Source organism: Promicromonospora kroppenstedtii DSM 19349, assembly GCF_000515355.1.
Taxonomy (GTDB): Bacteria; Actinomycetota; Actinomycetes; order Actinomycetales; family Cellulomonadaceae; genus Promicromonospora; species Promicromonospora kroppenstedtii.
In genome coordinates, this window is sequence record NZ_KI911656.1 from 135662 (window position 1) to 155307 (window position 19646).

19 protein-coding genes and 1 tRNA gene are annotated in these 19646 nt (G+C 71.4%); 13 read left to right on the forward strand and 7 right to left on the reverse strand.

The annotated features are described in order from the left end of the window. Nucleotides 1-157: 157 nt before the first annotated feature. From PROKR_RS11400 to PROKR_RS11420, 5 genes are all read left to right on the forward strand, one after another. Nucleotides 158-544, forward strand: a complete 387-nt coding sequence (locus PROKR_RS11400) for a VOC family protein (RefSeq protein ID WP_036963155.1) — start codon at nt 158-160, stop codon at nt 542-544. A 45-nt stretch (nt 545-589) separates the two neighbouring features. Continuing rightward, nucleotides 590-1180, forward strand: coding sequence for a dihydrofolate reductase family protein (locus tag PROKR_RS11405; RefSeq protein WP_036963157.1), 591 nt, complete (start codon nt 590-592; stop codon nt 1178-1180). A 13-nt stretch (nt 1181-1193) separates the two neighbouring features. Beyond that, the gene (locus PROKR_RS11410; protein WP_036963158.1) at nt 1194-2042 is read left to right on the forward strand and encodes an aminotransferase class IV; all 849 of its coding nucleotides are present in this window, start codon (nt 1194-1196) and stop codon (nt 2040-2042) included. A gap of 83 nt (nt 2043-2125) precedes the next feature. Further along, a tRNA-Val gene (locus tag PROKR_RS11415) sits at nt 2126-2197 on the forward strand. Between the two features lie 259 nt (nt 2198-2456). Then, a complete protein-coding gene (locus PROKR_RS11420; protein WP_169736387.1) occupies nt 2457-3422 on the forward strand; it encodes a heparin lyase I family protein in 966 nt (321 codons plus the stop codon). 185 nt (nt 3423-3607) lie between these two features. On the opposite strand, the gene PROKR_RS11425 is transcribed toward PROKR_RS11420, so the two are convergent. Continuing rightward, nucleotides 3608-4507, reverse strand: a complete 900-nt coding sequence (locus tag PROKR_RS11425; RefSeq protein WP_036963162.1) for an alpha/beta fold hydrolase — start codon at nt 4505-4507, stop codon at nt 3608-3610. A gap of 216 nt (nt 4508-4723) precedes the next feature. Between PROKR_RS11425 and PROKR_RS11430 the strand changes: the two genes are divergently transcribed. Next, nucleotides 4724-6409 carry a beta-1,3-glucanase family protein gene (locus PROKR_RS11430; protein WP_051432884.1) on the forward strand — a complete coding sequence of 562 codons (1686 nt, stop codon included), beginning with the start codon at nt 4724-4726 and terminating at the stop codon, nt 6407-6409. Between the two features lie 67 nt (nt 6410-6476). Here PROKR_RS11430 and PROKR_RS11435 read toward each other — a convergent pair whose 3' ends face one another. Beyond that, nucleotides 6477-7058, reverse strand: coding sequence for a dihydrofolate reductase family protein (locus PROKR_RS11435; protein WP_036963164.1), 582 nt, complete (start codon nt 7056-7058; stop codon nt 6477-6479). 85 nt (nt 7059-7143) lie between these two features. Between PROKR_RS11435 and PROKR_RS11440 the strand changes: the two genes are divergently transcribed. Together PROKR_RS11440 and gap are read left to right on the forward strand one after the other, a co-directional pair. After that, nucleotides 7144-7602, forward strand: a complete 459-nt coding sequence (locus PROKR_RS11440; RefSeq protein WP_036963171.1) for a protein-tyrosine phosphatase family protein — start codon at nt 7144-7146, stop codon at nt 7600-7602. Nucleotides 7603-7846: 244 nt separating this feature from the next. Beyond that, nucleotides 7847-8845 carry a type I glyceraldehyde-3-phosphate dehydrogenase gene (gap, locus tag PROKR_RS11445; RefSeq protein ID WP_036963172.1) on the forward strand — a complete coding sequence of 333 codons (999 nt, stop codon included), beginning with the start codon at nt 7847-7849 and terminating at the stop codon, nt 8843-8845. A 134-nt stretch (nt 8846-8979) separates the two neighbouring features. Here the strand turns inward: gap and PROKR_RS11450 are convergent, their stop codons facing one another. Continuing rightward, nucleotides 8980-9954 carry a GlxA family transcriptional regulator gene (locus PROKR_RS11450; RefSeq protein WP_036963174.1) on the reverse strand — a complete coding sequence of 325 codons (975 nt, stop codon included), beginning with the start codon at nt 9952-9954 and terminating at the stop codon, nt 8980-8982. A gap of 103 nt (nt 9955-10057) precedes the next feature. Here PROKR_RS11450 and PROKR_RS11455 point away from each other — a divergent pair, with 103 nt between their 5' ends. After that, on the forward strand, nt 10058-10522 hold the full coding sequence (locus PROKR_RS11455; protein ID WP_036963176.1) for a GNAT family N-acetyltransferase: 465 nt from the start codon (nt 10058-10060) through the stop codon (nt 10520-10522). A 10-nt stretch (nt 10523-10532) separates the two neighbouring features. Here the strand turns inward: PROKR_RS11455 and PROKR_RS11460 are convergent, their stop codons facing one another. Continuing rightward, nucleotides 10533-11555 (reverse strand): LacI family DNA-binding transcriptional regulator, encoded by a 1023-nt coding sequence (locus PROKR_RS11460; RefSeq protein ID WP_036963178.1) that lies wholly within the window; start codon nt 11553-11555, stop codon nt 10533-10535. A gap of 289 nt (nt 11556-11844) precedes the next feature. Between PROKR_RS11460 and PROKR_RS11465 the strand changes: the two genes are divergently transcribed. The 4 genes from PROKR_RS11465 to PROKR_RS11480 all read left to right on the forward strand — a co-directional run bounded on the left by PROKR_RS11465 (nt 11845) and on the right by PROKR_RS11480 (nt 16320). Further along, entirely contained in the window at nt 11845-12753 is a 909-nt protein-coding gene (locus PROKR_RS11465; RefSeq protein WP_397402880.1) for a carbohydrate ABC transporter permease, read from the forward strand. Then, complete coding sequence (locus PROKR_RS11470; protein ID WP_036963182.1) at nt 12743-13642, forward strand: carbohydrate ABC transporter permease; 900 nt, start codon at nt 12743-12745, stop codon at nt 13640-13642. The genes PROKR_RS11465 and PROKR_RS11470 overlap by 11 nt, the downstream gene beginning before the upstream one ends. 35 nt (nt 13643-13677) lie before the next feature. After that, nucleotides 13678-14994, forward strand: a complete 1317-nt coding sequence (locus PROKR_RS11475) for an ABC transporter substrate-binding protein (RefSeq protein ID WP_036963183.1) — start codon at nt 13678-13680, stop codon at nt 14992-14994. Between the two features lie 135 nt (nt 14995-15129). Next, a complete protein-coding gene (locus PROKR_RS11480) occupies nt 15130-16320 on the forward strand; it encodes a sialidase family protein (protein ID WP_036963186.1) in 1191 nt (396 codons plus the stop codon). Between the two features lie 37 nt (nt 16321-16357). Here PROKR_RS11480 and PROKR_RS11485 read toward each other — a convergent pair whose 3' ends face one another. From PROKR_RS11485 to PROKR_RS11495, 3 genes are all read right to left on the reverse strand, one after another. Beyond that, on the reverse strand, nt 16358-17074 hold the full coding sequence (locus PROKR_RS11485) for a DUF1361 domain-containing protein (protein WP_036963187.1): 717 nt from the start codon (nt 17072-17074) through the stop codon (nt 16358-16360). Between the two features lie 85 nt (nt 17075-17159). Continuing rightward, on the reverse strand, nt 17160-18725 hold the full coding sequence (locus PROKR_RS11490; RefSeq protein WP_036963190.1) for an AbgT family transporter: 1566 nt from the start codon (nt 18723-18725) through the stop codon (nt 17160-17162). Beyond that, nucleotides 18722-19646 (reverse strand): CE1 family esterase (locus PROKR_RS11495; RefSeq protein WP_051432885.1); only part of this gene is annotated, 925 nt, incomplete at its 5' end. The genes PROKR_RS11490 and PROKR_RS11495, both read right to left, overlap by 4 nt.

Sequence of the window (19646 nt, forward strand, 5' to 3'; positions counted from 1 at the left end):
CCGCCGGGTACGCCGACCACGCCCACATGACCCGCGAGTGGGTGGCCCTGGGCGGGTGCACGCCGTCCACCTGGCTGCGCGAGGAGCTCCCGTTCGTTCAAGACGTCGCCGACCCGGCCGGGGCATCGTGGGAGGCACCCGACCAAGGAGGACGATCATGAGCACCGGACTGTGGGTGACCCTCGCCTACCGCGACGCGGACGCCGCCCTGGCGTGGCTGAAGGCCGTCGGCTTCACCGAGCGCGCCGTGTACCGGGACGACGCCGACCCCGCCGTCGTCCAGCACGCCGAGCTGACCTGGCCGGAGGGCGGCGGCGTCATGCTCGGCACGCACCGGCCTCGGCCCCAGTGGCCCGACCAGGTCGGGACGGGCTCGGCCTACGCCGTGACGGACGATGTCGACGGCACCTACGCGGCCGCGCTCGCCGCCGGGGGCTCGGGCCTCCGGGAGCCGGTCGACCAGGACTACGGCGGCCGGTCCTGCGTGGTCCGCGACCCGGAGGGCAACCTGTGGAGCTTCGGGAGCTACCGGGGCGAGGCGTGATCCGCGGCACCGATGATTCCTGACGGCGTCCGCCGTCCACCACGCATGGGAATCGTGAAAGCGGACCTGGCAGTCTCGCTCGACGGCTACTCCGCCGGGCACGACCAGAGCCTGGAGCACCCGTTCGGCCCGCTCGCGGGCGAGCGCCTCCACACCTGGATGTTCGAGCACGGCGACGCGCACCAGGCCGAGGTGGACGCCATCGTCGGCGCGGGCGCGTACATCATGGGGCGCAACATGTTCACGCCCGGCCGCGGAGCGTGGGACCTCGACTGGAAGGGCTGGTGGGGCGACAACCCGCCGTACCACGGGCCGGTCTTCGTGCTCACGCACCACCCACGCGAGTCCGTCCCGATGGAGGGCGGCACCACGTTCCACTTCGTGACCGACGGCATCGAGAGCGCGCTCGCCCAGGCCCGGGCGGCCGCAGGCGAGGGCGACATCTCCATCGCGGGCGGCGCGACCACGCTCAACGAGTACCTCGCCGCCGGGCACGTGGACGAGCTGCGCCTGCACGTGGTGCCGTTCACGCTCGGCTCGGGCACGCGCGTGTTCGACGGCGTGCCGCCCATCGAGTTCTCGTCCACCACCGTGCGGCACACGCCGGAGGTGACCCACGTGACGCTGCGCCGGTGACACACTGGGCGGCATGACGGTCATCTGGACAGAGGGGCGCATGGTCGCGCCCGGCGAGGCCGCGCTCAGCGCGGTGGACCACGGCATCACGGTCGGCGACGGTGTCTTCGAGACCTGCGCCGTCCTGAACGGGCACGCGTTCGCCCTGACGCGCCACCTCGCGCGGCTGGAGCGGTCGGCGGCCGGCATGGGCATGGCGACCCTGGACCTGCGCAAGGTTCGCGACGGCGTCGACGCCGTGCTGGCGGCCTCGCCCCACGCCGGGCGCCTGCGCATCACCGTGACCGACGGCGTGGGCCCGCTGGGCTCCGGCCGCTCGGACGGGCCGCAGACGGTGGTCGTGGCGGCGACCGAGGCCGTCGTCGTGCCGACCGGGCGGGCTGCCCGCTCCCCCTGGACCCGCAACGAGAACAGCGCGGTCGCAGGCCTGAAGACGACGTCCTACGCCGAGAACGTCGTGGCCCTGGCGGACGCGATCGGCAAGGGCGCCGACGAGTCGGTCTTCGCGAACACGGCGGGCGACCTGTGCGAGGGCACCGGCTCGAACGTGTTCCTGGAGCTCGACGGCGAGCTGGTCACGCCCCCGCTCAGCGTGGGCTGCCTGGCCGGCATCACGCGCGAGCTGCTGCTCGAGTGGGGTGCCGAGGCGGGCCTGCCCGTGCGCGAGGCCAAGGAGGGCGAGCTGCCGTTCTCGGTGCTCGACAGGGTCTCCTCCGGCGAGGCGCAGATGCTGCTGACGGGCTCCGTGCGCAACGTCCAGCCGACGGTCTGGCTCGACGGGGCGGACCTGCAGATCGGCGAGCTGTCGGCCGCCGCGCGCGACCTGTTCGAGCGCAACATGCGGGAGCGGACCGACCCCTGACGCCCTCCGGCGATTCGGATTTCGCATCCGCGCTCGAACCAGGCTAATATCGTCCACGCACGCCCCGACGGGGCAGGCAGCACGGGCGATTGGCGCAGGGGTAGCGCGCTTCGTTCACACCGAAGAGGTCACTGGTTCGATCCCAGTATCGCCCACCGTGCAGAAAGGCCCTCCAGCCAGCGGAAACGCTGAGCGGGAGGGCCTTTCGCGTTGTCCGCACCCGGCCGTGACGCGCGGCTGCGTGACAGCGCAGGCCGTCGCCGGGACGAGCGCCGTGCCGGCGCTGTCGAGACCCCTGCATCTTTCATTGAGTACAGGCTCTGACAACGTTACGTTCAGGCACACGGAGCGCTTCCCTCCAAGCAAGGGACGACATAGATGCAGATCTCGACCCCGAGTCGGCTCGCTCGAAGAATGACGGCTCTCGCCATGGCGGCAACCCTGACAGCCTCGTTGGGAGTCGCCGCGGTAGCGACCACGCAGCCCGCGAGCGCGGCAGACAGCGCTGTAGAAGAGGTCCCCAGCTACGCGATGGGCATCGTGGGCAGGCCCTGGACGATCGAGAACCCCACCCTGTGCGGCCCGACGATCGGCGACGGTGGCAATCTCATCGAGAACGGGCGCACGTACGAGGGCAGGTGTCAGGGAGCGGGCCAGGAACCCACCATCACGGGAACCGCGGAGGCACCGGCGCTGACGTTCCGCACGAAGCACGACTACCGGTACCCGGGCGCCATCCTCGACGACCCCGAGGCGAACACCTGGGTGGACGCCAACGGCAACCGGCTCCGGGACCGCACCGAGCTGGCGACGCCGGGGCGGACCCTGCCGTTCCACACCAACGTGTGGGTCGGGTTCGACATCCGCATCCCCGCGGGTGTCGACAGCGTGACCGGCAGCGGGGCGTACGTGATGCAGCTCTGGCAGTGCGCCGCGAACCCGATCGGCGGTATCCGCATCCAGTCCGGCGCCGGGAACGGGCACAACCTCCAGTTCACGCGCCGGGGCGACGACCCGACCGTGAGCGAGTCGTACTACAACACGGCGATGGCGACCAAGAGCATCGGCACCGACGAGTGGCACTCCTTCGTCATCAAGTACCACGTGGAGCCCTACAGCGCCGGTGGGCCCAAGGGGCTCATCGAGGTCTGGCACAGGAGGGTCGGAGCGACCACCGTCGAGACGAAGATCCTCGAGCAGGAGGACTACTTCGGCTACGGCCCGAACTCCGCGTGCGAGAACGACACCTACGACGACATGTTCCGGATCAAGTACGGCATGTACAAGGACTACCAGCCGGGCGCGACATTCCGCGCCGACTACCGGAACGTGAGGATCGGCGCCAGCAAGGCTGAGGTGCAGCCCTACTACCGCGACTGACCCGGTGATCCGACTTCGGTGATCAGCGGAGGCCCTCCGACCGGCGGAAACGCCGAGCCGGGGGGCCTTTCGCGGGCGCCGTCGGACCGTCAGGATGTCGGCATGACTGATGCGACCAAGGGTGCCCAGAACCTCGACAACGCCACCCAGGCGATCCTGGACCGTCGGCCCTGACCTCTTGCTGCTCACACCCCACCGATGCCTTGGCCTGCGATGACGTCCCGGACGAACGACCGCATCACCGCCGCGCACTCCGGCCAGTGCGTCTCCAGCAGCATGTGGCCGGCGTCGTAGACGTGGACCTCCAGCCGGTCGAGGGTGCGCGTGTAGCCCATGATCTCGGCCAGCTCGAAGTAGGTGTCGTGCCGGCCCCAGAGCACCAGACAGGGCGGCTGGTGGGCGCGGTGGTACTCCGCCAGCTCGTCGAAGCGGGCCACGTGGGTGGCGTAGTCGCCGAACAGCCGGAACTGGGCGTCGAGATTGCCCGGCCGCGAGATCCGGTTCCAGTCCAGGTGCCACGACTCGGGCGGCGCCAGCTCACGCACCCGCGCCGGCAGCCCGCTCACGTACTCGTCCCGGACGCCCTCGAAGGTGAGCCACTGCGGCAGCCGGGCGCGGTTGACCTCCGAGGGGTCCGCCCAGAACGCCCGCGCGGTGTCCCACTGGCTGCCCAGTCCTTCCTCGTGCGCGTTGCCGTTCTGCACCACGAGACCGAGAACGCGCTCAGGGTGCCGGGTGGCGAGGTGGTAGCCCACCGGAGCGCCGAAGTCGTGCAGGTAGACGAAGAACTTGTCGACTCCGATCTGCTCCAGGAACGCCTCGACCGTGTCGGCCAGGACGGTGAACCGGTACTCGTACTCGTCCACGGTGGGCGCGTCGGAGAACCCGAAGCCGGGCAGGTCCGGGGCGACCACGCGGCTCACCTCGGCCAGGGGTGCCATGACGTGCCGGAAGAGATGTGACGAGCTCGGGAAGCCGTGCAGCAGCAGCACGCACGGCCGGTCCGGAGCCCCCGCCTCCCGGTAGAAGATCTCCAGTCCGTCGACGTCGACGGTGCGGTGCCGGGGCTTGTCGGTCGCACTCACGCGCGCTCTCCTCCGCTCGTCGGCGCCGGACGGAGCGAGCCGGACGACGCCGGAATCAGGGGTGGTGCACTCCCGATCGAGACTAGCCGCACGGCCACCGGCACATCCGATCGTGCCGAACTAGTGACATTGGCAGGGTTCCTCACTAATATCCGATTCCCTGACAGTCCAGTAAGTACGACGGCGTGCTACCCGGATACACGAGGAGATCTCCCCATGTCACGAACACTGTCACGAACCCCGTCACGTGCTCGAAGGTCCAGACTCCACGGCAGCAGGTTCCGCAGCCTCCTGGCCACGTTCGGCGCGCTCGCGGTCACCGCGGCCACGCTCGTCGGCGCGCAGCCCACCCCCGCGGCGGCCGTGCCCGCCACCATCCCCCTGACCATCACCAACGACTCCGGACGCGGCGACCAGGTCTTCGTCTACGTCCTGGGCGACCCCGGTACCGGTCAGCTCGGCTGGGCCGACGCCGCCGGCACGTTCCACGCCTGGCCCACCGTGGGCGGCACCCCCGTGGACGCCCCGGACGCCTCGATCGCCGGGCCGGCAGACGGGCAGTCCAAGACCATCCAGCTGCCCAAGATGTCGGGCCGCGTGTACTTCTCGTACGGCAGCAAGCTCTCGTTCAAGGTCGTCAACGACGGCCGGCTGGTCCAGCCCGCCGTGCAGAACCCGAGCGACCCGAACCGCAACAAGCTGTTCAGCTGGACCGAGTTCACGCTGAACAACGACGGCCTGTGGATCAACAGCACCCAGGTCGACTTCCTCTCCGCCCCGTACCAGACGGGCCTGCGCAAGGCCGACGGCACGGTCATCAGCACCGGCATGCTCAAGCCGAACGGCTACCAGAACGTCGTCAACGCGCTGGCCGCCACGCCCGGCTGGGGCAACCTCGCCCAGCGCGCCCCGGACGGGTCGCTGCTGCGCATCCTCGCGCCCGGGCACGCGATCGGGACGGGGCAGATCGACGCCAACATCCTGTCGTCCTACGTGGACCAGGTGTGGGCCAAGTACACGAACGAGAACCTCACCGTGGCGCCCTACTCCTACGATCCCGCCGCGGTGTTCACCGGCCGGGTGCAGAACGGCGTCATGCGGTTCACCAACGCCTCGGGCGCGTACGTGACCGAGTTCCGCAAGCCGTCGAGCGACTCGATCTTCGGCTGCTACAACGACCTGGCCGCACCGAACAACGACATCGGGGCCATCGCCCGCACCCTGTGCGCCGGCTTCCACCGCTCCACGCTGCTGACCCGCACCACCCAGCCGGGCACCAGCACGTCGGGCTTCTACGAGGCGTCGGTCACCGACTACTACTCCAAGTTCATCCACCAGCAGATGGCCAACGGCAAGGCGTACGGCTTCGCGTTCGACGACGTCCTGGCCCAGGAGTCGCTGGTGCACGACGGCAACCCGTCCGCGGCCTACATCCAGCTCGACCCGTTCTCCGGCACCGCGACGCCCATCGCCGGGTCGGACGGCGGCGGGGGCGACGGCGGCACCGGCACCCTCCCCGCGGGCACGGGCCCGGTGCACGCGTCCAACGGCATGTGCGTGGACGTCCCCTGGGCCGACTCGGTCAACGGCAACCCGCTGCAGATCGTCAACTGCACCGGCAACACGGCGCAGACCTGGACCCGGTCCGGCTCGACGCTCGCGGCACTCGGCCGCTGCATGGACGTCGCGTCCGGCGGCACCGCCGACGGCGCCGTCGTGCAGCTGTGGGAGTGCAACGGCACCGGGGCACAGAGCTGGACCTACCGGTCGGGCGACCAGGCGATCGTCAACCCGCAGTCAGGCAAGTGCCTGACGGCGGTCGGGGGCACTCCCCTGCACGACGGCCAGCGCCTGGAGATCCGCACCTGCTCCGGCACGGCCGCGCAGCGCTGGACCTTCTGACCTGGCCGTTGCCGACCTGTCGCTGAGTTCGGTCGGTTGCCTCGACTCTCGATGCAACCGACCGAAGTCAGCGGCGCACGCGGTAGCGCAGGTGCAGGGCGCGCTTGCCCTGGACCACCTCCGGGTCCTCCAGGAGCAGGTGCCGGCCGAGGTCCGTGAAGTACGGGATGCCCGCGCCGAGCAGCACCGGGGCGAGGCTGACGCAGACGTCGTCCACCAGGCCGAGATCGAGCGCCTGCTGGGCCACGTTCGCGCTCGCGATCGTGACGTCCTTGTCGCCGGCGATCTCGCGCGCACGGGCGACCGCCTCTCCGACGTCGCCCACGAACGTGGTCCGCGGCCAGCGGTCCGCGTTCTCGGGAACGTGGTGCGTGACGACGACGACCGGGGCGCCCACGGGATGGCTGTCGCCCCAGCCGTCGGTGATGTCGAACAGCCGCCTGCCGGACACGAGCGCGCCGGTGCCCTCGGTGAGGTCGCGCAGCATCTCGGCGCTGGCCTCGTCGACCAGCAGCGAGACACCCTCGTTGGCGCTGGGCACCTCGACCGGTCCGACGGCGTACCAGTCGAAGATGTCGTCGATGCGATCGTCTGGGTCGGCGATGAACCCGTCCAGGGACATCGTCATGTGCGTGATCACCTTGCTCATCTCAGGCTCCTTCTCCGGTTCTCCTCACCGTCCGACTGCGGCAGACCCCATTACTCATCGCCGCCCGGCTGCCTAGGCTGAAGCGATGGATCACTGGAACCTGGCCGACGGCGGCGTCGTCGAGCTCCCTGACGGACGGCGCGTCCGGGGGACGGGGCTGCGCCGCCCGCGTGGCGATGTGCCGCCGCCCGACTTCGCGGTCTACCTGCGCGGCCGGGACCCGGCGGTGCCCGGCCGGGAGTACCGGTGGGTCCGCTGGCGCGACTTCCGGCTGCCCGACTCGACCGAGCAGACCCTGGACGCGCTGCACGAGGCGCACACGCGGGCGGAGGTCGAGCGGGTCGAGATCGCCTGCGGCGGCGGGGTGGGCCGCACGGGCACGGCGCTCTCGGTGCTCGCGATCATGGGCGGTGTGGCGCCCGACGACGCCGTGGCGTGGGTCCGCGCGCACTACCACCGCCGCGCGGTGGAGACGCGGTCGCAGCGCCGGTGGATCGCGGAGGTGGCGGCGTCCCTGGACGGCGGGGACGTTCTGCCGGGGTGATCGGATCTGGGCCGTCGCGGACCGGAGGCGGTCGGCTCGGGACGGGGAGGTGGGGCCACACCGACGGGCCTTGCCGGGCCGTCCGGACAGGGTTGGCGAGGCCTGAACTGGCTTGCGCGGGGGCTGGCGAGATCCTTGCGACCGGTGGCGAAACCTCTGGCTGGATCCTTGCGCACAGTGGCCTTCCAGCCGCTTTCGGGTCGGCGTCGGCGAGCGCAGCATGGACGGTGACGAAAGGAAACCGATGACCCGCATCGCCATCAACGGCTTCGGCCGGATCGGACGCAACACCCTGCGCGCGCTGCTCGAGCGCGACACCAAGCTCGAGGTGGTCGCGATCAACGACCTCACCGCCCCCGACGCCCTCGCCCAGCTGCTCAAGTTCGACAGCGCGCTCGGCCGGCTGGGCCGCCCGGTCGAGGTCGACGGCGACGAGCTCGTCGTGGACGGCCACCGCATCAAGGTGCTCGCCGAGCGCGAGCCCGGCAAGCTGCCGTGGGCCGAGCTCGGCGTGGACCTGGTGCTGGAGTCCACCGGCCGCTTCACCTCCGCCGACGCCGCCCGCGCGCACCTCGACGCCGGCGCCCGGAAGGTGCTGGTCAGCGCCCCCTCGGCCGGCGCGGACGTGACGCTCGCCTACGGCGTGAACACCGACGCGTACGACCCGGCGGAGCACGTGATCGTCTCCAACGCGTCGTGCACCACGAACGCGCTGGCGCCGCTGGCCTCGGTGCTGGACGACCTGGCCGGCATCGAGCACGGGTTCATGACCACCGTGCACGCCTACACCCAGGAGCAGAACCTGCAGGACGGACCGCACCGCGACCCGCGCCGGGCCCGCGCCGCCGGCGTCAACATCGTGCCGACCACGACGGGCGCCGCCAAGGCGATCGGCCTGGTGCTGCCCAACCTGAACGGCAAGCTGTCGGGCGACTCGATCCGCGTGCCGGTGCCGGTGGGCTCCGTCGTGGAGCTGAACACCACGGTCGAGCGCGAGGTCACCCGCGAGGAGGTGCTGGCGGCGTACCGCACGGCGGCCGACGGCGCTCTGAAGGGCATCCTCGACTACTCCGACGAGCCGCTGGTCTCCAGCGACATCACGGGCGAGGCGGCCTCGGCGATCTTCGACTCCGCACTGGTCCGGGTGGACGGCAAGCACGTCAAGGTCGTGGCCTGGTACGACAACGAGTGGGGCTTCTCCAACCGGGTGATCGACACGCTGGAGCTGCTCGCCCAGGGCTGAGCCTCGGCCGGGCCACCGTGCCCGGGCTGACGCCCGGGATCCGGGTGGTCGGCAGAATGTCAGGTGGTCGGTAGCTCGAGCTACCGACCACCTGACATTCTGACGACCACCCGACCAATTACCGACCAGCGCGCCTACGCGTCCCCGCCCGGGCCCGACGAGAACGTGTGCCGGTACTCCGTGGGCGACGTCCCCAGGATCCGGTGGAAGTGCAGTCGCAGGTTGGCCGCGGTGCCGAGGCCGACCCGGTGCGCGATCTGCTCCACGCTCAGGTCGCTGCGTTCCAGCAGCTCGCGCGCCAGGTCCACGCGCGCCCGGAGCACCCACTGCATGGGCGTGTAGCCGGTGTCCTCGACGAACCTCCGGGAGAAGGTACGCGCCGAGACCCGCGCGTTGCGCGCGAGCGCCTCCAGGGTGAGCTGCTCGGCGAGGTGCTCCAGGGCCCACTCGCGGGTCTCCGCGAACAGGTCGCCGAGCGGCTCGGGCACGCTGCGCGGCACGTACTGGGCCTGCCCCCCGCTGCGGTAGGGGGCAGCGACCAGCCGCCGCGCCACATGGTTGGACAGGCCCACGCCGTGGTCGCGCCGCACCAGGTGCAGGCACAGGTCGATGCCGGACGCCGCGCCCGCCGAGGTGAGCACGCCGCCCTCGTCCACGAACAGCACGTTCTCGTCGACCTGCACCAGGGGGTGCCGCTCGCGCAGCGCCCGGGTGTAGTGCCAGTGGGTCGTGGCGCGCTTGCCGTCGAGCAGGCCGGTCGCGGCCAGCGCGAACGCTCCGGTCGAGATGGCAGCCAGCCGCGCCCCGCGCGCGTGCGCGGCCTTCAGCGCGTCGACGACGACGGCGGGCGGGTCGGCGGCGGCCGGTGTCCGGTACCCGGGGACGAACACGGTCTCCGCACGCTCGAGCGCGTCCAGGCCCTCGGCCACGTGGTAGGAGAGGCCGTCGCCGCCGGTCACGAGTCCGGGCGCGGCACCGCAGACCCGCACCTCGTACGGCATGCTCGGCCGGTTGGCGAACACCTGCGCCGGGATGCCGACGTCGAGCGGCTTGGCGCCCTCCAGCACGAGCACGGCGACCTGGTGGTTCCTCCGGCGGGCAGCACTCACGCGAGGAATCCTAGGCGGCGCGGCTCGCCGGCGGGTGCTCTCCCGGCCGACCGTGCTCCCGGGGTGCCGTGCCCCCGCAGCTCTCTCGTGCCAGCATGGGCCGGTGCCCTCGGACCTCGTCATCAGACCAGCCACTCTCGTCGACGCCCCGGCCCTGTCCGCACTGCGGTGGCGCTGGGCGCAGCCCGGCCGCACGCCCGGACCGGACGAGGCCCGGGAGTTCGCGGCCGCGCTGAGCGGCTGGTTGCGGTCACAGGGCGAGCGGTCGGTGTGTCACGTCGCGACGCTGGACGGCGTCCTGGTCGGGATGGCGTGGCTCGCGCTGTTCGACCGGGTGCCCAACCCGGGCGACGCCGTCCGACGCTCCGGCGACGTGCAGAGCGTCTTCGTCGTGCCGGAGCACCAGGGGCGCGGCATCGGCCGGCGGCTGATGGAGTCGCTGTGCGGCGCGGCCGACGAGCTGGGCGTCCGCAAGCTCACGCTGGACTCCCGCGACTCGGTCATGCCGTTCTACGAGCGCCTGGGCTTCACGGCGCAGGGCGGCATGATGACGCGGTCCCGGCGCTAGCCGATCCGGCTCACGGGGCCGGCACCGGCGCCGGCCCCGTGGACTCGCGCAGCACCAGCCGGTTCAGCGGCCGGCGCGCGGCATCGGGCTCCGGCTCGCCGCGGACCAGCGCGATCAGCCGCTCCATGGCCACCCGCCCCTGCTCCTCGCGGTCCACGACCACGCTGGACAGCGACGGCGTCGCGAACCGGCCCAGCTCGAGGTCGTCCCAGCCCGAGACGCTCAGCCGCTGCGGCACGCCCCAGCCCCGGTCCAGGGCGGCCCGGACCGCGCCGGTCGCCATCGGGTCGTTCGCCGCGATCACCGCCGTGACGGGGCTGTCCTCGGCCAGGGCGCGCACCGCCTCGTACCCGCACTGCGCCGACCAGTCGCCGTCGACGACGCCGTGCGAGACGAGCCCGAGCCGCTCGATCACCTCGGTGTACACCTGCCGCCGGGCACGGGCCGACGACCAGGCGTCCGGCCCCGCGACGTGCATGAAGTGCCGGTGCCCGAGGCCGGCGAGATGCTCGATGATCTCGCCGACGACGGAGGCGTCCGCGAGCTCTCCGATGCCGCGCAGCTCGTCGTCGTACTCCCCCACCACGACGAACGCGGCGCTGGAGGCGGTCCGGGGCTGGTCGCTGAGCCCGGGCAGCGAGCTGAGCGAGAGCACGCCCTCGACCTGGCCCGAGGAGATCAGCTCCCACGCGTGGTCGCTGCGCTCCACCGGTCCGCCCTCGACGCTGACGACCTCCATGAGGAAGCCCGCCTCGTGCGCGACCGCGGCGGCTGCGCTGAGCAGGCGCGTCGGCAGCAGGAGCGCGGGAGCGGGCAGCACCACGGCGAGCCGGCCCGTGCGACGCGTGCGCATGGAGCGGGCCACCAGGTTGGGCCGGTAGCCGAGCTCCTCGATCGCCGCCTCGACGCGCCGCACGGTGTCGGGCTTGAGGCCGCCGTTGTGCCGCAGGTACCGCGAGACCGTCTGGTGGGAGACCTGCGCGAGGCGCGCGACCTGGACGATCGTCGGCCGGCGCACGGCATTCTCGGACATTCCGCCATCCTCTCGCTCGCGGCGTCCGGCGGGCCCACCGACACCAGCGTTGACAGCATAGTGAACGTTCACTATGTTGACGCCGGACGGAAAGTGAACGATCACTATTCTTCCGGCACCACCTGCGAAGACGCATGACACGATCCGAAGGAGCATCCGTGTCCTCAGCTCCCACCACCCCTCACGGAGGGCCCGCCGCCGGCAGGCACGCCCGTCCGGTCAGCTCGGAGCGCACGCCGTGAGCGCTATCGGCGAGCTGCGGACGCTGCGCCGCGACGGCCGCGGCGGCCTGACCGCCGACCAGAAGCAGGCCCTGGCCAAGGAGCGCCGGCGGGACTCGAAGGCCGCAGCGGTCTTCCTCGCGCCCTGGCTCCTGGGCCTGGTCGGCATCACGATCGGCCCGATGATCGCCTCCCTCTACCTGGCGTTCACGGACTACAACCTGCTGCAGGACCCGAACTTCACGGGGCTGGAGAACATCCAGCGCATGCTCGGCGACGAGCGGCTGGGCAGGTCGCTGGTCGCGACGCTGACCTACGTGGTGGTCTCGGTGCCGATCCAGCTCGCGGTGGCGCTGGGCCTGGCACTCCTGCTGGACCGCGGCATCCGCGGCCTCGCCCTGTACCGGTCCGTGCTCTACCTGCCCTCGCTGCTCGGGGCGAGCGTCGCCATCGCGGTGCTGTGGCGCCTCGTGTTCGGCGGAGAAGGCCTGGTCAACGCGTTCCTCGGCCTGTTCGGTATCCAGGGTCCCGCCTGGGTGGCCGAGCCGGACACCGCGCTGGGCACCCTGATCGTGCTGCACGTGTGGACCTTCGGCGCGCCGATGGTCATCTTCCTCGCCGGACTGCGGCAGATCCCGCGGCAGTACTACGACGCGGCGTCGACCGACGGCGCGAACAAGTGGCAGCAGCTGCGCAAGATCACGCTGCCCCTGCTGAGCCCGATCATCTTCTTCAACCTGGTGCTCGGGCTGATCGGCAGCTTCCAGTCGTTCACGCAGGCGTTCATCGTCTCCAACGGCAGCGGCGGACCGGCCGACTCGACGCTCTTCTTCTCGCTGTACCTCTACCAGGAAGGCTTCGCCGGCTTCCGCATGGGGTACGCCTCGGCCCTGGCCTGGCTGCTGCTCATCATCATCGGCGCGTTCACGGCCCTGAACTTCTGGGCCTCCAAGTACTGGGTGTTCTATGACGACTGAAACTCTCGCGACCACCGAACCGACCACACGGCCGGGCAAGCGCCCCCTCGTCATCAAGCACCGCCGACGCCGCCCACGGGTCCTGGCCCACGTGGGTTTGATCCTCGTCGCGGTCGTGATGCTGTACCCGCTGCTGTGGATGGTGACCAGCTCGCTGCGGCCGAACGACGAGATCTTCACGAGCCCGGGGCTGCTGATCGACACGTTCGACCTCAGCCACTACCCCGACGGCTGGAACGCGCTGAGCAAGCCGTTCGGCAGCTACCTGCTCAACTCGGCCCTGGTCGTGCTGGGCTCCGTGGTGGGCAACCTCGTGTCCTGCTCGATGGCGGCCTACGCGTTCGCCCGGCTGCAGTTCCGCGCCAAGACCGTGGCGTTCGCCGCGATGCTCCTGACGATCATGCTGCCGGTGCACGTGCTGATCATCCCGCAGTACGTGATGTTCGCCCAGCTCGGCTGGATCAACACCTACCTTCCGCTCATCGTGCCCAAGCTGCTGGCCACCGACGCGTTCTTCGTGTTCCTCATGGTGCAGTTCGTGCGCGGCATCCCGCGCGAGCTCGACGAGGCGGCACGGATCGACGGCGCCGGGCACGCCCGGATCTTCCTCCAGGTGATCCTGCCCCTCATGGTGCCTGCACTCGCGACCACCACGATCTTCACGTTCATCTGGACCTGGAACGACTTCTTCTCCCAGCTCATCTTCGTGACCGATCCCGACCTCTACACGGTCCCGGTCGCGCTGCGGCAGTTCATCGACGCCCAGTCCCAGTCCGACTTCGGGGCCCTGTTCGCGATGAGCGTCGTCTCGCTGATCCCCGTGTTCCTCGTGTTCCTGTTCGGGCAGCGCTTCCTGCTGCGCGGCATCGCGACGACGGGCGGCAAGTGATGAGCCCACGACTTTCGACCGGAGGTGGAACCACGATGGAACGACGCGCGCGACGGGCTGCGCTGGCCGGCTCGGCCCTCGCCCTGAGCGTCTCCGTGGCCGGCTGCGGCATCGCGCCCGACCCGGCCGACGCGGAGCTCAGCGAAGGGGAGGTGACCCTGACGATGACCTGGTGGGGCGCGGACGCCCGCCACCAGTCGACCCTCGACGCGATCAAGCTGTTCGAGGAGAAGTACCCCCGGATCACCGTCGAGCCCACCTACGCGGACTGGGGCGGGTACTGGGACCGCCTGGCGACCACGGCGGCGGCCGGCGACATGCCCGACGTCGTCCAGTTCGACCAGCTCTACCTCTCCTCGTACGCGGGGCGCGGGGCGCTCCTGGACCTCGACGCGGTGCCGGAGTTCCTCGACGCGAGCTCGCTGCCGGACAACGTGCTCGCGTCCGGCGAGGTCGACGGCAGCCTGTACGCCGTGCCGATCGGGGTGGCGGGGAACGGCGTCGTGCTGAACACCAGCCTCTTCGAGAAGTACGACGTGCCGGTCCCGGACACCGACACGTGGACCTGGGCGGAGTTCGACGCCGCCGCGCAGGCGATCACCGAGGCGTCCGGCGGCAAGGTGCGTGGCCTGTCCCCGTTCGGGGCGGACTCGTTCAGCCTGGAGGTGTTCGCCCGCCAGCACGGTGACCAGATCTTCGACGCCGAGGGCGACGTGACCATCGACCCCGCCACGGTCGCCGCGTACTGGCAGCGTGAGCTCGACTGGATCGAGTCGGGCGCGGCGCCGGACGCGGCCGCCCTGAGCGAGAAGGCGGGCGTGCCCCTGGACCAGGGCGACACCGTCGTCGGCAACACCGCCATGGCCTTCATCGCCGCCGGCCAGTTCACCGCGATCGCCGCCGCCGCACCCGACTTCGAGTACGAGGTGGCGGACTGGCCCGCCGACCCGGACACGCCGGAGGGCTTCCAGTACCCCAAACCCTCGATGTACTGGGCGGCGTCGTCCCAGTCCGAGCATCCGGCCGAGGCGGCCCTGCTGATCGACTTCCTCGTCAACGACCCCCAGGTCGCCCGCGCCTTCGGGACCGACCGTGGGATCCCCGCCAGCGAGGCGTTCCAGGAGGCGCTCGAGCCCACGCTCGACGAGCCGGCGAGGAAGCTGCTCGACTTCACCAAGCTGGTGGGCGAGCGCTCCGGCGACGCCCCGCCCATCACACCGAACGGCGCGAGCGAGATCGAGACCATGCTGTCCCGGTACAACCAGCAGGTCCAGTTCGGGAAGCTCTCCCCGCAGGAGGCGGCCGCCGCCTTCATCGAGGAGCTGCAGGCCGCGGTCGACGCCGCGGGCTGATCCCGCCCGGCCGCGCCCGCCCGGACCGCCCCACCCCGTGGGGGGCGGTCCGGGCGACGTGGTGCAACGTTGACTCACCCGCTGCGGATCACTAGCGTGAGGCCGAGATCAGAGTCGATCAGAGAGGCAGCACCCATGGTCGTACGACGTTTCTTCGCCGTTCTCGCCCTCGCCACGCTCGCCCTGTCCACCGCCGTCGTGCCGGCCACGGCGACGAGCGGAGCCGAACCGCCACCGGGCGGCGCGGAGAACGGGACCCGCCTGATGGAGGGCGTCTCCCTGTACCCGCGGGCCGTCCGCCTGGAGCACTCGGGGGCGGCGAACGGCACCATCGTGGTCAGTACGGTCACGTTCGACGGCGACACCGGGCACGGCGCGATCTTCCGCAGCACGGACGCGGGCCGCAGCTTCGAGCGGGTCGGCACGGTCTCGGACCCGGGGGCGGCGCGGGGGCTGTGCTGCTCGACGCTGTTCGAGCTGCCGCGCAAGGTGGGCGACCTGCCGAAGGGCACCCTGCTCTGGTCGGCGTCGGTGGGCCAGCAGGAGGACGAGGCCACGCGCCGGATGACGCTGCCGGTGTGGGCCAGCCGCGACCAGGGCCGCACGTGGGAGCACGTGTCGACGGCGGCCACGGCGCCGGGCGGCAAGGGCCTGTGGGAGCCGGAGTTCGCCGTCTCCCCCGACGGTGACCTGGTCCTGTACGTCTCCGACGAGAACCAGCAGCCGGCGCACAGCCAGGTGATCGTGCAGGCGACGTCGCCCGACGGCGTGACCTGGTCGCCGCTGCGGGACGTCATCGCACTGGCCGACTCCGGGCTGCGCCCGGGGATGCCGGTGGTGCGGCGCCTGCCGGACGGCGACTACCTGATGAGCTACGAGGTGTGCGGCCCGGTGCAGGACTGCCGGCACTACACGCGCCGCTCGGCCGACGGGACCACGTGGCAGCCGGTCACCGAGATCGGCAGCCCGGTCGCGACAGCGGACGGCACGCACTTCCGGCACACCCCGAACATCTCCTGGTACGACGACGGCACGCGCGACGGGCGGCTGCTCGGCGTCGGGCAGATGCTCTACGGGGCGGACGGGAGCGTCCTGCCGGGCAGCGGGTCGACGATCATGACCAACGAGGGCGTGCCGGAGGCCGGCTGGGCCACGGCGGAGGCGCCGGTGGGCATCCTCGACCCGTGGAACAACTACTGCCCCAACTACAGCCCCACGCTGCTGGCCCTGCCCGAGCGGAACGAGCTGCTGGAGCTGTCCACGGGGTACGAGTCCGAGGGCGGCGCCTGCACCACGTACTTCGCGGTCGCGGGCCTGCCGGACTGAGCCCGCGCCGACCTGGCACGGTGGCCGCCGTGTGCCCTCAGCGGCTGACGGCGGCCACCATCAGCACCACGGGCGCGACCACGAGCACGTACATCAGCCCGAAGAACAGCGTGTGCACGACGACGAAGCCGGCCAGCGTCCGCCAGTGCGCCGCCACGCGGAAGTGCTCGGCGAGCTTGCGCACGAACGACCAGGGGTGCAGCAGGTCCCAGGAGTTGAACCGGATGTACCGCCCCAGGTAGACGCCCACGCTCACCAGCACGAGGGTGACCCCGACCAGCACCCAGGAGTCGGGCTGCCGGTAGGGGTCGTCGTCGTTGGGCCGCACGATCAGCACGTAGGCGAACTGCACCAGCAGCACGTTCATCAGCATGTTCAGCACGCCCGACAGCGCCAGGGACAGCACCATGACGATGTCGTACCAGAGCGGTGCCGGGTCGTCGGTGGGCCGCCGGTGGGAGAAGTTCAGCTCGGTGACCAGGTAGGCCGCGTTCGGCAGCAGCAGCACCCAGACCAGGAGCACCAGCGCGATCACGGTCAGCATGAGCGCCTGGTTCGGCACGAACGTGATGATGCCCAGCACCAGCAGCAGCCCGATGCCGAGCACCACGGCCGGGGCCACGGACAGCCCGATGTTGAGCACCATCGGCCAGTACACAGGCAGGCGGAACAGCGGGGCCCGCAGCAGCACCAGCGCCAGGGCGAACACGTTGAGCAGGACGATGCCGGCGGGCAGCAGCAGGATCGCGTTCATCACCGGACATCATCACCGTGGCCCCGTCGTCGTGCCCGGTGAGGGACGACGGCGGGGCCACGTGTGCGTCAGCGCACCGGCGGCGTCAGCGCACGGGTGCCCCCGGCCCGAGCGGGATGCCCAGAGCCCACCAGGCGAAGAACAGCGCGGTCCAGGCCAGCGTCATGCACACGGCGAGCGGCAGCGTGTACGAGGCCAGGGTGCCGATGCCGGCGTCCTTGCGATACCGCTGCAGGAACCCGAGCGCCATGATGAAGTACGGGCTCATCGGCGTGATCGCCGTGGACCCGGAGTCGGCGATGCGGAACAGTGCCTGCGTGGTCTCGGCGGGCACGTCGAGCAGCATCAGCATGGGCACGACGACGGGCGCCGCGATGGCCCACATGGCCGAGCCGCTGGTCACGAGCACGTTGACCACGGACAGCAGCGCGAGGATCGCCAGGAACACCACCCAGATCGGCACGCCGCTGGTCTCCAGCGCCTCCGCCGAGTTCACCGCGATGACGTCGCCGATATGCGTCCAGTCGAAGTACGCCAGGAACTGCGCGATGGCGAAGAACAGCACGAGGACCGGTGCCATCTGCCGCACGCCCTCGGCCATCAGGCGCGGCACGTCCCCCGCCTTGGTGATCTCCCCGGACCGCCACCCGTACACGATGCCGACCAGCGCGAACAGCACGGCCACGATCGCCGCGATGCCGTCCAGGAACGGCGACTCGGTCAGGCTCCCACCCTCGCCCCGGAGCGGGGACGACGGCAGCAGCACCGCCACGGCGATCAGCACGATCGCCGCCAGGCCGGACAGCAGCGCGGCTCGCAGCGCCTTCCTGTCCCGCGGCGAGAGCTCGAGGCCCGCGACGTCGTCGAGGCCCTCGTCACGCACCGTGTCGGGGTCCGCGTCCAGGTCAGGCCGCTTGGCCAGCACCAGGTTGGTGACCAGGGTGATCACGATCGCCAGCAGCAGGGAGGAGCCGATGTTGAAGTACCAGTTGCTCACCGGCGAGACGTACGCGTTCGGGTCGATGATCCGCGCGGCCTCCGTGGTGATGCCCGCGAAGATCGCGTCGTTCGGCGTCGGGACGGGGCTCGCGTCGTACCCCGACGCGATCGAGGTGTACGCCACGACGACGCCGAGGATCGGCGACTTGCCCACCGCCCGGAACGCCAGCCCGCCGAGCGGCACCAGGATGATGTACGCCGCGGCGCTCGCCACGTGCGAGACGGTGCCCGCGAACGCGACGGCGAACACCACCCAGGAGACCGGCACCCGGGAGACGGAGACCTTCATGGCCGCCGACAGGAACCCGGTGCGCTCCGCGATGGCGACCCCCATGATGACCACGACGATGGTGCCCATCGGTCCGAACGTCGCGAAGTTGTCCACCGCGGTGGACACGGCCATGGCCAGCCCCTCGCCGCTGAGCAGGTTCTGCACCACCACGGTCTCGCCGTCGGCGGGCGAGACCACGGACACGCCCGCCGCCGCCAGTCCGGCGCTCGTCACGCCGAGGATCGCCGCCAGGATCCAGAACAGCCAGAACGGGTGCGGCAGGGCGTTGCCCAGCCGCTCGACGACGGCGAGCGCCCGCAGCACGCGCGGCAGGCGGTCCGGCTCGGTGCCGGGAGCGGTCTGCTTCGAGGTCGCGGTCATGACGCCGCCCCCGTGTCGGCCCCGGCGAGGAACCGCACCGGCAGCCGCTCGTCGCCCAGGGACTCCCAGAGCACCTCGTGCGCCTCGATGCTGTGCGTCGCGTACCCGCCGCCGGAGTAGCTGTCCTCCCCCGGCCAGGTGTGCCCGCCGCCGAGCACCGCGACGTGCGTCACCTCGGCGCCGTGGTCGCAACCGGTCCAGCGCGTCGTGGTGACGTCGGACGCCGTCTCCTCGACGTCGGGGCCCGCGGTGCACCCGTTGCGCTGCACCCAGCCGCCGGTCCAGTCGAGGATCGCGGGCAGGCCGCGGTCCGGGTCGCCCGCGTACGGGATGGTCACGTCGTCAGTGCCGTGGAAGTCGATCACCGGCACCGGGCGCACCGGGTCGCAGTCCGGGTGGCCCGTCCCGTAGAAGGCGCCGGCCACCGGCGCGATCGCCGCGATCCGGTCCGACAGCTCGCACGCCAGGATGCCCGTGAAGCCCGCCCCGTTGGACTTGCCCGTCGCGTACACGCGCCGCGGGTCCACGCACAGGTCCTGCTCCAGGGAGTCCAGCAGGTCGTTCGTGTACGCGACGTCGTCGACCCCCGGGGCCGAGTAGGGCGCGCCCTCCCAGGCCTGCCGGTCGCCGTCGCCCGTGCCGACCACGCCGTTGCCGTAGGCGACGATCGCGGGCAGCGCGTCCAGGCCGGAGAACGCCTCCGTGCCCGCACCCGTGTTGCCCCGGCCGTGGAAGACCAGGACCACGGGCCACGCCCGGTCGCCGCGGTAGCCGTCCGGCAGGTGGAGCTGCACGGTGCGCTCGCGGCCGCCGCTGGTCAGGGTGCGCAGCACGCTGGTGCTGGGCTCCTGCCCGGGATCGGTGCCGCAGCCGGCGGAACGGAGCGGGTTGCGTCCGGCGCGGTCCGGGTGGCCCGACGGC

Coding starts and splice junctions, on each gene's coding strand:
- PROKR_RS11420 (WP_169736387.1), top strand. CDS start 2,457: ATGACGGCTCTCGCCATGGCGGCAACCCTGACAGCCTCGTTGGGAGTC.
- PROKR_RS11475 (WP_036963183.1), top strand. CDS start 13,678: ATGGAACGACGCGCGCGACGGGCTGCGCTGGCCGGCTCGGCCCTCGCC.
- gap (WP_036963172.1), top strand. CDS start 7,847: ATGACCCGCATCGCCATCAACGGCTTCGGCCGGATCGGACGCAACACC.
- PROKR_RS11480 (WP_036963186.1), top strand. CDS start 15,130: ATGGTCGTACGACGTTTCTTCGCCGTTCTCGCCCTCGCCACGCTCGCC.
- PROKR_RS11470 (WP_036963182.1), top strand. CDS start 12,743: ATGACGACTGAAACTCTCGCGACCACCGAACCGACCACACGGCCGGGC.
- PROKR_RS11440 (WP_036963171.1), top strand. CDS start 7,144: ATGGATCACTGGAACCTGGCCGACGGCGGCGTCGTCGAGCTCCCTGAC.
- PROKR_RS11410 (WP_036963158.1), top strand. CDS start 1,194: ATGACGGTCATCTGGACAGAGGGGCGCATGGTCGCGCCCGGCGAGGCC.
- PROKR_RS11435 (WP_036963164.1), bottom strand. CDS start 7,058: ATGAGCAAGGTGATCACGCACATGACGATGTCCCTGGACGGGTTCATC.
- PROKR_RS11430 (WP_051432884.1), top strand. CDS start 4,724: ATGTCACGAACACTGTCACGAACCCCGTCACGTGCTCGAAGGTCCAGA.
- PROKR_RS11490 (WP_036963190.1), bottom strand. CDS start 18,725: ATGACCGCGACCTCGAAGCAGACCGCTCCCGGCACCGAGCCGGACCGC.
- PROKR_RS11485 (WP_036963187.1), bottom strand. CDS start 17,074: ATGAACGCGATCCTGCTGCTGCCCGCCGGCATCGTCCTGCTCAACGTG.
- PROKR_RS11460 (WP_036963178.1), bottom strand. CDS start 11,555: ATGTCCGAGAATGCCGTGCGCCGGCCGACGATCGTCCAGGTCGCGCGC.
- PROKR_RS11400 (WP_036963155.1), top strand. CDS start 158: ATGAGCACCGGACTGTGGGTGACCCTCGCCTACCGCGACGCGGACGCC.
- PROKR_RS11405 (WP_036963157.1), top strand. CDS start 590: ATGGGAATCGTGAAAGCGGACCTGGCAGTCTCGCTCGACGGCTACTCC.